The 10085-nt window shown below is 65.1% G+C and carries 9 protein-coding genes and 1 pseudogene; 6 read left to right on the forward strand and 4 right to left on the reverse strand.

All coding sequences use genetic code 11. The features are described from left to right. From C2U70_RS19950 to C2U70_RS19965, 4 genes are all read left to right on the forward strand, one after another. On the forward strand, positions 1-2427 hold a 2427-nt coding region (locus C2U70_RS19950; protein ID WP_140980132.1), incomplete at its 5' end, for a CHAT domain-containing protein. A 94-nt stretch (positions 2428-2521) separates the two neighbouring features. After that, positions 2522-2920 carry a hypothetical protein gene (locus C2U70_RS19955; protein WP_246666801.1) on the forward strand — a complete coding sequence of 133 codons (399 nt, stop codon included), beginning with the start codon at positions 2522-2524 and terminating at the stop codon, positions 2918-2920. A 4-nt stretch (positions 2921-2924) separates the two neighbouring features. Beyond that, a complete protein-coding gene (locus tag C2U70_RS19960) occupies positions 2925-3122 on the forward strand; it encodes a hypothetical protein (protein ID WP_140980134.1) in 198 nt (65 codons plus the stop codon). 2 nt (positions 3123-3124) lie between these two features. Further along, positions 3125-3889, forward strand: a complete 765-nt coding sequence (locus C2U70_RS19965) for a hypothetical protein (protein ID WP_140980135.1) — start codon at positions 3125-3127, stop codon at positions 3887-3889. 7 nt (positions 3890-3896) lie between these two features. On the opposite strand, the gene C2U70_RS19970 is transcribed toward C2U70_RS19965, so the two are convergent. The 3 genes from C2U70_RS19970 to C2U70_RS19980 are packed head-to-tail and all read right to left on the reverse strand — an operon-like array spanning position 3897 to position 7342. Next, the gene (locus C2U70_RS19970; protein WP_140980136.1) at positions 3897-4481 is read right to left on the reverse strand and encodes a DUF1254 domain-containing protein; all 585 of its coding nucleotides are present in this window, start codon (positions 4479-4481) and stop codon (positions 3897-3899) included. After that, positions 4478-5056 (reverse strand): DUF1214 domain-containing protein, encoded by a 579-nt coding sequence (locus tag C2U70_RS19975; RefSeq protein ID WP_140980137.1) that lies wholly within the window; start codon positions 5054-5056, stop codon positions 4478-4480. The genes C2U70_RS19970 and C2U70_RS19975 overlap by 4 nt, the downstream gene beginning before the upstream one ends. Before the next feature lie 9 nt (positions 5057-5065). Then, a complete protein-coding gene (locus C2U70_RS19980; RefSeq protein ID WP_140980138.1) occupies positions 5066-7342 on the reverse strand; it encodes a transglycosylase domain-containing protein in 2277 nt (758 codons plus the stop codon). A gap of 294 nt (positions 7343-7636) precedes the next feature. On the opposite strand from C2U70_RS19980, the gene C2U70_RS19985 reads away from it, so the two are divergent. Both C2U70_RS19985 and C2U70_RS19990 read left to right on the forward strand, forming a co-directional pair. Continuing rightward, entirely contained in the window at positions 7637-8152 is a 516-nt protein-coding gene (locus C2U70_RS19985) for a YcgN family cysteine cluster protein (protein WP_140980139.1), read from the forward strand. Between the two features lie 153 nt (positions 8153-8305). Beyond that, positions 8306-9892, forward strand: coding sequence for an MDR family MFS transporter (locus C2U70_RS19990; protein ID WP_140980140.1), 1587 nt, complete (start codon positions 8306-8308; stop codon positions 9890-9892). A gap of 9 nt (positions 9893-9901) precedes the next feature. Here C2U70_RS19990 and C2U70_RS33340 read toward each other — a convergent pair. Further along, positions 9902-10085 (reverse strand): annotated as a pseudogene (locus tag C2U70_RS33340) (hypothetical protein); the annotation flags it as partial.

Genomic DNA, 10085 nt, shown 5'->3' on the forward strand with positions numbered 1-10085 from the left:
TCCGAGAATCCTCCAGCCGAAACCGTTCTGCTCACCGCGATCGACGGCACCGTCTTGAGCCAGGCGCGGATGAAGGCGCGGCAGGGGCGGCTCGCCGAAGCCGAGGTCGATGCCCGCCGTGCCCTGCTGTCGCGCTTGAAGGATACAGGCAAATTCAATCCCGTGACGCCGCGCTACGTGATGGGGCTCGCGGGCATCCTGGTCGAGGAGGGGCGCTACGAAGAGGCCGAGCAGTTGGGCCGCGTCGCGCTGGAGATCAACAAGACCGTCGGCGTGCCGGACGACTCGCAATCCACGGTACAATTGCTGTCGCAACTCGCCGGGATTCTGAACCTCGAGAAGAAGAACGCGGAAGCCAACGATCTGTTTGCGAGGATCGACAAGGCCGTTGCCAACTGGGAGCCGCAACGGCGCCAGGTGTTCGAGCTCAATCCGTCGCGCATCATGTCGCTCTATGCCGCCGGGCAGGTTGACGCGGGCATCGCCGCTGCCGAGCAATTGGTGAAAAAGATGGTCGGGCGGGTTGGCGAGAATCATTTTGACGCCGCTTCCGCGCGCGGCACCCTGGCGGTCGGCTTGATGCGCGCCAGGCGGGATGCCGAAGCGATTCGCGAATTCAAGGCCGCCATCCCGATCATGATGGCGAACGCGCGTGAGAATGCCGACGACGAGAACACGACCGTGGTGGCCGCGCGCAGCCAGCGGCTCCAGTCCATCGTTGAAAGCTATTTTGTGCTGCTGGCACGCGCCGAGGGCACGTCCGGCGAGGTCGGTGAAGAAACCTTTGGCCTGGCCGACGCCATCCGAGGTCAAACGGTGCAGAAAGCCCTCGCCGCCTCGAGCGCACGCGCCGCGGCAAAAGACCCGGCGCTGGCCGAACTGGTGCGCAAGGAGCAGGACCTCACCAAGCAGGTGAATGCCCAGCTCGGGACCCTGAACAACGTGCTCGCGATTCCCTCGGCCGAGCGCGATGAAAAAGGCGTTCAGCAAATCCAGGCGTCGATCGCCGTCCTGCGCGGTGACCGCGACAAGGCCCGTCTGGAGATCAAGCAGAAATTCCCCGTCTATTCCGACCTGGTGTCGCCGAAGCCGCCGAGCGTGGCGGAAATCCGTGCGACACTCGGCAATGACGAGGCCATGCTGTCGTTCTATTTCGGACAGAACGGCAGCTTCGTCTGGGCCGTGCCCAAGACGGGCCCCGTAGCGTTCGCTGCCGTCAAGGCAAAGAGCGGAGAGATCGAGACCAAGATCCGCAAGCTGCGCGAGGCGCTCGAACCGCAAGCGGCGATGATCTCCGATATTCCGCCGTTCGACCTCAAGCTTGGCTATGAGCTCTACGAGTTGCTGCTGAAGCCGGTTGAAAGCGGCTGGAAGCCGGCCAAGAATCTGATCGTCGTGACCAATGGTGCGCTCGGCCTGCTGCCGCTGTCGCTGTTGCCGACCGTGCCGGCCGAGGTGGCGCAGGACGACGATCCCTTGTTCGTCGGCTATCGCAAGGTGTCGTGGCTGGCGCGCACGCATGCGGTGACGACGGTGCCGTCGGCGGCGGCGCTGCGCACGCTGCGCCAGTTGCCGCCGGGCAAGCCCGGCCGCGGCGAGCTGGTGGCGTTCGGCGATCCCTACTTCAACCAGGACCAGCAGGCGGAGGCAAAAGCCGAAGAGGCCAAAATCCGGGAAGCGAAGCTTCAGGAGACCAAGGTTCAGGTTGCCGACGCGAGCAACGTGATGCGCGGCATGCCGCTGAAGCGGCGTAACAGTCCAAAGCTCGATGGGGTGGATAGTGCCGAGCTTGGGCTTCTGCCGCGGCTTCCCGACACCGCAGACGAGCTCAAGTCGATAGCGGTTGCGTTGCAAGCGGATCCGTCAAAGGTGCTGTTCCTCGGCAAGAACGCGACGGAAGGCGCAGTCAAGACGATGAACCTGTCCGGGTTCAAAATCCTGGCCTTCGCCACCCACGGGCTCGTGCCCGGCGAACTCAACGGTCTGACCCAGCCGGCGCTGGCACTGTCCTCCCCGACCGTCACCGGTGAGCAGGGGGACGGACTCTTGACCATGGAGGAAATCCTCGGCCTCAAGCTCGACGCCGACTGGGTCATCCTGTCGGCCTGCAACACCGGCGCAGGTGCAGGGGCCGGCGCGGAAGCGGCGTCCGGTCTCGGTCGCGCGTTCTTCTATGCGGGGACGCGCGCGTTGCTGGTCACGAACTGGTCGGTGCATTCGCAATCCGCCCGGCAATTGGTCACCGACCTGTTCAAGCGCCAGGCTGATGATTTGAAGCTTGGGCGAAGCGAGGCGCTGCGTCAGGCGATGATGGCGCTGGTTGATGGCCCCGGCTATCTCAATGGCGAAGGCAAGACCGAATTCGCCTATGCGCATCCGCTGTTCTGGGCGCCATACACGATTATTGGAGATGGCGGCCTACGATAGTTGAGGATGTCAGAAACAAGCATCGAGTGAAAATATGATCGGACAGAAGTTCATTGGTGCCGTTGCGGCAAGCTGGTTGATCTCCGGGACTTTGTTGATCTCGGCGGCGCAGGCGACTCCGTTGATCACGGAGGATGAGGCCAGGCTGCCGCCGCCGAAGGGAGCGATCGCTGCTGATCGGCGCGGCATCCTGCGCGGACCGAAGGTGGAGGTGCTTACGCCGAGCGAACCCGTGAGCTCGCCGCTGAAGTTCCAACTGAAGTTCGAGTCCTTCGGCAGCGCGAAGGTCGATCCGGAATCGGTCAAGGTGATCTTCCTGCGCACGCCGAACGTTGATCTGACCTCGCGCGTAAAGCCCTTCATTCAGGCCGATGGCATCAATATGCAGGACGCCGAGCTGCCGCCCGGCGAATACATGGTGCGGGTGGACATCAAGGACAGCGACGGCCGGCCCGGAACGGCAAGCTTCACCTTGAAGGTCGCCCCGAAATAAACCGATGAAGTGTCCGTATTGCCAGGGCGAGAATGTCGAGGGCGCGATGGTATGCTCGGCATGCTCGCGTGACATCGGAATTCCCGCCACGTTGATTGCCGAGCGTGACGATCTCCTGCGCAAGCGGGAATTGCTGGTCGAGGAACTGCGCCAGGCGCGCGGCGAGATCGAAAAGATCAGGCTCCGCAGGAAGCAGCGCTAGCGATGGAGTGTCCGTTCTGCGCTGAAACGATCAAGGACGAGGCCATCGTGTGCAAGCACTGCTCGCGCGATCTGCGCGTGGTGCGGCCGATGCTGCTGGAGATCGACGGCATCGTTGCCGAGCTCGACAAGCTGCAGCGCGACCTGGATCGCGTCAATGTCAGGCTCGAGCGCTACAACAGCCCGCTCCGATATTTTGCGACCCATGCCGTCCTCTATGTCGTCATCCCCGCGCTTCTGTTGGTAGCCGCGCACATCCTGATCACCATCACCTTCAACCTGTCGCCGATCCCGCTTCGCATCGCATCGATCGTCATTCCGCTGCTGTTCGGCCTCGTGGCCTACCCCCTGCATCGGGTGCAGGCGGTGACCGCGTTCGTGCTCGCATTCTGCACGGCGGCTCTCAGTGTCTTCTCGATGCTGACGGTGACGGGCATTCACGATCGCGTTCCGATCCTGCCCGAAGTGTGGATCGAATGGCGCGAGGTGATCGAGTACGGCGCCAGCATCCTTCTCGCCTTCTTGTCGGGTAACATCCTCGGCGTCCTCATCTTCCAGACCCTGCCGCGGGTGCTTGCGCAGGGCGGCAAGCCCAACGCGTTCGCCTTCCGCGTCGCGCGTCTGCTTGGCCAGCATGTCGGCGAAGAGCAGTTGCGCCGCAGAGCGAGGCTGATCCAGGACCTCATGCAGACAATCGGTCCGCTGGCGGGCGTGGCCGCGACGGCGGTCGGCTCGATCTATGCGGGCTTGAAGGGGCTGCTCGGGTAGAGCCGGCTCAGCGCCGGCTGCGCGGCGCTTCAGCCTTGCCGGGCGCGTCGGTCTGCGGCGCGCAGGTCGCAGCCGCCAGCGAAGCCTGTGCTTGCGGCATCAGGCCGGGCTCAGGGGCGAGCGCCTTCATCACGATCAGGCCGGTCGTGGTCGGGGAATCGATGATCAGCCGGTCGGCGGCGGTGACTTCCTCGTCTTCGGGCAGCGCGCTGTGCTGCGCTTCCGTCATCAGATCGAGCTCGATCACCTTGCGCCCCGCCGAACGGTCGTTGATGGCGTAATAGGCGATCTCGTTGCGAGTGTAGAACGACAGCGAGGTATAGGCTTGGCTGACCGGGACCTTGAGCTTGAGCGGAGCGGCCGACAGATCGTAGCGGCAGATCGCGATCGCGAAGGCCGGGTCCATGAACGGCATCGGCGAATTGTTGGGATCGGCCAGCGCGAGCTGGGTGACCGCGTTCTCCTTGGTCATTGGGGTCAGCCGCGAATAGGCGTCCTGCGTCGCGATCCGCGGCAGCGCCAGCACGCTGACGAGATGGACGACGAGGCCGAGCAGCACGCCGGCGACGATGGTGAACAGCAGCCGGATCATGGGCAGTTTACCGTCGATATCGTCGGCATCGGCGCGTCGCGCTGGGTGCGCGTGGCGACGCCCACCGGCGTGTCGTACAGCCGCAGCATCAGCGCGTAGCGCTCGATGCCGCCGGTCGGCAGCCAGTTGCCGGCGCGCGAGCGCGAGGCGATACGGATCTCGAACGAGCCGTCCGACTGGCGCAGGATTTCCTGGCTGGTGAAGCCGTAGCGCTGCAGCGCGTTCGCAACGAGGTGGCCCTTGCGGTCGTACAGCGTCAGCGTCCAGAAGCGGGCAGGCGGCGTGACGCCTGACACCACGACGTCGCAGCGGCCGTCGAGCGCCTTCTTCTTGTCGTCGGCGGTGGCGGTGAAGGCGACGCCGTCGCCAGTCCCGATCGGCAGCTCGCCGTTGCGCACGATGGTGGCGCGCGAATAGGGATCGACGTCGGCGGTGCCGGTACGCGGACGCGCGGTCCAGGCGCCGATCGTCAGCGCGCCAATGTCGGTGCCGCGCGTCGTCGTCATCCAGGTGGCGCCGACGCCGACGACGGTTGCCAGCACGAGCGCAGTCAATGTGATGAGGATCAGCCGCACGGGTTTCGATCAGTTCTTGCGCGGAGCCGCGGAGTTCGAATTGTCCTCCGCCGCATAATTCTGCGGGAAGGCCAGTGCGCTCGAGGTCGGAGCAGGCTTGGCCGGCTTCGTCGTATCGTCGGACGTGGTCTTGGTCGCGGTCTTGGCGGCATCGTCGAGCAGTTTCTCGACGCGCACCAGAATGTCCGCGCCGCGCTTGGTCAGCACCGGCGGCGGACCAGGTTTTGTCTCCAGCACCTTCGGTGCCGCAAAGCCCGCCGCGTTGGCCACCGGCTGCGGCGGCAGTTTCGTGCCCATGCCGATGCCGGGAATTTCCCGGACCTCGACGCCCTGATGTGCGGCGACCATGATGTCGTGCCAGGTCTGCGCCGGCAGCGAGCCGCCCGTCATGCGGTTGGTCGGCGAGTAATCGTCATTGCCGTACCAGACCGCGCAGGTGAAGTTGCCGGTGTAGCCGACGAACCAGGCGTCACGATAGGCATTCGTCGTGCCGGTCTTGCCGGCGGTCGGAATGCCGTCGAGCGCGGCGCGGCGCGCGGTGCCTTCGCTGACCACGTGGCTCATCATGCCGGCCATGTCAGATGCGACCGAGGCGGGGATTGCCTGCTTCGGCTTCGGACCGTCGCGGTCCCAGCGCCAGACCAGGTCGCCGGCGCCGGTGCGCACTTCCAGCACCGAATGCGGCGTGACGGAGCGGCCGCGGTTGGGGAAGGTCGCATACGCGATCGCGTGCTCGAGCACGGTGACTTCGTCCGAGCCGATCGGCATCGACGGCGTGTCGGGCAACGGCGCCTTGAGGCCGAAGCGGCGCGCGACCTCGACGATCTTGGCGCGGCCGGCTTTCGGGCCGTCCTTGCCGCCCAGCGCGATCGAGAGTTTGACCGGCACGACGTTGATCGAGCGCGTGATCGCCTGCGTCAGCGTCACCGAGCCGGAATAGGAGTGGCCATAGTTTTGCGGGCACCAATTGCCGATGCAGACCGGGCCGTCGACCACGATCGACGTCGGCTTGAAGCCGTTCAGCAGTGCAGTCGTGTAGACATACGGCTTGAACGACGAGCCGGGCTGGCGATAGGCGTCGGTCGCGCGGTTGAACTGGCTCGCGCCATAGTCGCGGCCGCCCACCATGGCGCGGACGCCGCCGTCGAGATCGCCGACGACCGTCGCGGCCTGCGTCGCGTGATAGTCGCGGCCGAACTGACGGAGCTGGTTCTCGACTGCTTCCTCGGCTGCCCGCTGCACGTTCATGTCGATCGCAGTGCGAACCACAAAGACGCGCTCGGTATAGGACTTCGGGAAGGTGTCGACGAGCTTGCGCATCTCCTCGAAAGCGTAGTCGAGATAATAGTTCGGCGAAGCCTCGTCGCGGCGGTCGACGGCGAAGGCGGGGTTGCGGCGGGCGCCGAACACCTGGCCCTCGGTCATGAAGCCGGCGTCGACCAGATTGTCGAGCACGACGTTGGCGCGGGCGCGCGCCGCGGGCAGGTTGATGTGCGGCGCGTATTTGGTCGGCGCCTTGAACAGGCCGGCCAGCATCGCGGCTTCCGACAGCGTCACGTCGCGCGCCGACTTGTTGAAGTAGAAATGCGCCGCGCCGTCGACGCCGAAGGTGCCGCCGCCCATATAGGCGCGGTCGAGATACAGCTTCAGGATTTCGTTCTTGGTCAGGCGCGTTTCCAGCCACACCGCGAGGAAGGCTTCGTTGACCTTGCGCTCGATCGTGCGCTCGTTGGACAGGAACAGGTTCTTGGCGAGCTGCTGGGTGATCGAGGAGCCGCCCTGGCGGACGCCGCCGGCCTGGGCGTTGGTGACGAGCGCACGGGCCGTGCCGGCGATGTCGATGCCAAAGTGGTCGTAGAAGCGGCGGTCCTCGGTTGCCAGCGTCGCCTTGATCAGCACGTCCGGAAAGTCTTCCAGCGGGATCGAGTCGTTGTGCTTGATGCCGCGGCTGCCGATCGGGTTGCCGTAGCGGTCGAGGAAGGTCACCGCGAGGTCGCTCTTCTTCAGCCAGTCCTCGTCCGCGGTCTCGCGGAAGGCGGGGATGGCGAGCGCCAGCAGCAGCACCAGCCCGCCGAGGCCGAGGGTGGCAGCCTCCGACAGCGGCTCGATGAACACCCAGCGCTTCCACCGCCCGACATAGAAGCGGTCCATGAACGTCGAATAGCGCTCATAGAGCTCGCGGATGCCCTTGGCCGAGGAGAACAGCGAAGAGTCGATGCGCGCATCGAGATCCAGGAAGAAGTTCCTGAACCCGGCCTTCCAATGCGGTGGTATGATCTGGCGCACCTAGAACCCTTGAGGCTCGGTTCGATAGCAATCAAGCACCCGACCGGGGTGGCATCGAGACGTCTTGCTTGGATGTTGCGGCAAACCCAAGGCGCGCCTCCCGCGACCGAGGGGACTTAGGGGTTTGTTCTAACCGAGCGGGGGCCATAAACCAATGGCTGCGCTCGCGATTTTGAACAACAGGCTGAATGGACCCCGATCTTCTACGGGGCCGTCACGACACGGCTTGCGGCGTCGTCGCCCGACGCCCTAGATGCGTTAACCGGTCCTTTTGCGAAGCCGATTGAAGGTGTGATGACGGCAGCTCCCAAACGCCCCTCGGACCAGGAGGGATTCTTCTGGAAAACCAAGACGTTGGAACAGATGTCCGACGCCGAATGGGAAAGCCTGTGCGACGGCTGCGGGCGCTGCTGCCTGGAAAAGCTCGAAGAGGAAGATACCGGCCAGATCTATTTTACCCATATCGGCTGCAAGCTCCTCGATGCCGATTCCTGCGCCTGCAAGGACTATCCGAATCGGTCGCAAAAGGTCGCCGACTGCGTTCGCCTGACGCCGGAAAATGTCCGCACCCTCAACTGGCTGCCGCCAAGTTGCGGTTACAAGCTCGTCGCCGAGGGCCGTGACCTCTATTGGTGGCATCCGCTGATCTCGGGCGACCCCAACACCGTGCACGCGGCCGGCGTTTCCGTCCGCGGCCGGATCGAGGGCAGCGAGGACGAGATTCCGGTCGAGGAGCTCGAGGATCACATCGTCCGCTGGCCGGCGTTGCTGCCGAAACGGGCTCGGCTGAAGAAGCGGCCGAAGGGCTGAGCCGCGGCGATTCGTTCAAATCATTGCGATGGCCCTGAGGCGGGATGCTCCCATGCGCTGACGTGCCTGCCTGAGTAAGGATTTGCTGCGTAAGTTAGTGCTCATAGAACGAATCCATCGCGGCGTTGGGCCGCGGCAAGATCTGCGTCCGAGATGAACAAATTCGACCGGCAGAGCAGTTCTGCCGACATCGGGCCTTTGCCCGACGACATTGCCGAAGAGCTGTCACGCCTTCCGACCGAGGTCATCAGCGTCAGCGACGCGCCGTCGCTCGCGCCGCCGGCACCGCTGTCGCAGGACGAAGTCCGCACCATCGTGATCAGCCTGATGCTGACGATGTTCCTGGCCGCCCTCGACCAGACCATCGTCGCAACGGCGCTGCCGACCATCGGCCGCCAGTTCCAGGACGTCTCGAACCTCTCCTGGGTCATCACCGCCTATCTGCTCGCCGGCACGGCCGTGGCGCCGGTGTTCGGCACGCTCAGCGACATCTATGGCCGCCGCGCCATGCTCGTCACCTCGCTCAGCCTGTTCGTGGCGGGCTCGATCCTCTGCGCGGTCGCGCCGAACATGCCGATGCTGATCCTCGCCCGCGGCCTGCAGGGGCTCGGCGGCGGCGGCATCATGCCGGTCGTGCAGACCGTGATCTCCGACGTGGTGTCCCCGCGCGAGCGCGGCCAATACCAGGCTTATTTCTCCAGCGTCTGGATGGTCGGCGGCATTTTGGGCCCGGTGATCGGCGGCGTGTTCGCCGAGCATCTGCACTGGTCGATGATCTTCTGGATCAATCTGCCGCTCGCGGCCGCAGCCCTTGCGCTGCTGCTGCCGAAGATGGGCAAGATCCCGGTGTTCCACCGCAAGCGCAAGGTCGACTGGCTCGGCGGCGTCTTGCTGATGGCGTCCGCGGTCGTCTTCATGCTGGTGCTGACCTGGGGCGGCACGCGCTATCCCTGGCTGTCGCCGACGATCGTGGCGATGGTCGGCGGTTCGGTCGCGCTGGCCTTCGCCTTCATCTGGTACGCACGCCGCGCCAATGAGCCGTTCTTGCCGCTGCCGCTGCTGAGCGGCACCGTTGCGCCTTACGCGATGATAGCCGGCGGCTGTGCGCTCGGTGCGATCACGGGCCTGACGGTTCAGCTCCCGCTTTATTATGAGGCGGTCTATCATCTCAGCGCCAGCGAGGCCGGGCTCGCGCTCATTCCGCTCGCGGCGATCTCGACCTGCGGTGCTGCGATCGCCGGCCGCACCATGGCGCGCGCCAAGCATTACAAGCGCGTCGCCATCGTCGGCACCTCGTTCGCCGCGATCTGCGGCGTTGGCCTTGCGGTCACGACGCTGCCGCTGTGGGGTCTCCTCACGTTGATGGGCGTGTTCGCGCTCGGGCTCGGCACCACGTTCCCGGTCTGCGTCGTCTCACTGCAGAACTCGGTCGCCCGCAGCCAGATCGGCACCATCACCGGCGCGATGAATTTTTTCCGCTCGCTGCTGTCGTCATTCACGGTGGCAGCGTTCGCCGCGATCCTCTTGATCGCGCTCGGCACGGATGTTCCGCTCGCCGGTGAGCATCATCATCACGGCTCGGTCAGCGCGATTGCATCGGCCGACATGTTGACGGCGTTCCGCTACGTGTTCGGTGCCGCGGCCGCGATGATGGCCTGCGCCGCGCTTTGCCTGATCCTGATGGAGGAACGGCCGCTCGCTGGCCCCACCGCCACGCAGCCGGTCGAGATGGCCGAATAGAGCGGGCTCTCATCCGCCCCGGTCGTCATCGGGATTGTCGCTCCCCGAAGGATTCCTCGCCGCATGCCCAAGATGCTCCTTGAGCCTCGTGAGTGCGTCGGCCGGCCAGCGGACGTCCGTCACGGCCACCCAGGCATCGACATAATGCTCCGGCGCGTAGACATGGCCGTAGCCCATCGGCGTGGCGGTCGCG

It is taken from the genome of Bradyrhizobium guangdongense, from assembly GCF_006483445.1.
GTDB lineage: Bacteria > Pseudomonadota > Alphaproteobacteria > Rhizobiales > Xanthobacteraceae > Bradyrhizobium > Bradyrhizobium guangdongense_A.

Excerpts from the sequence above, each read along its gene's own strand:
- C2U70_RS19990 (WP_140980140.1), top strand. The coding sequence starts at position 8,306 with ATGAACAAATTCGACCGGCAGAGCAGTTCTGCCGACATCGGGCCTTTG.
- C2U70_RS19970 (WP_140980136.1), bottom strand. The coding sequence starts at position 4,481 with ATGATCCGGCTGCTGTTCACCATCGTCGCCGGCGTGCTGCTCGGCCTC.
- C2U70_RS19965 (WP_140980135.1), top strand. The coding sequence starts at position 3,125 with ATGGAGTGTCCGTTCTGCGCTGAAACGATCAAGGACGAGGCCATCGTG.
- C2U70_RS19985 (WP_140980139.1), top strand. The coding sequence starts at position 7,637 with ATGACGGCAGCTCCCAAACGCCCCTCGGACCAGGAGGGATTCTTCTGG.
- C2U70_RS19960 (WP_140980134.1), top strand. The coding sequence starts at position 2,925 with ATGAAGTGTCCGTATTGCCAGGGCGAGAATGTCGAGGGCGCGATGGTA.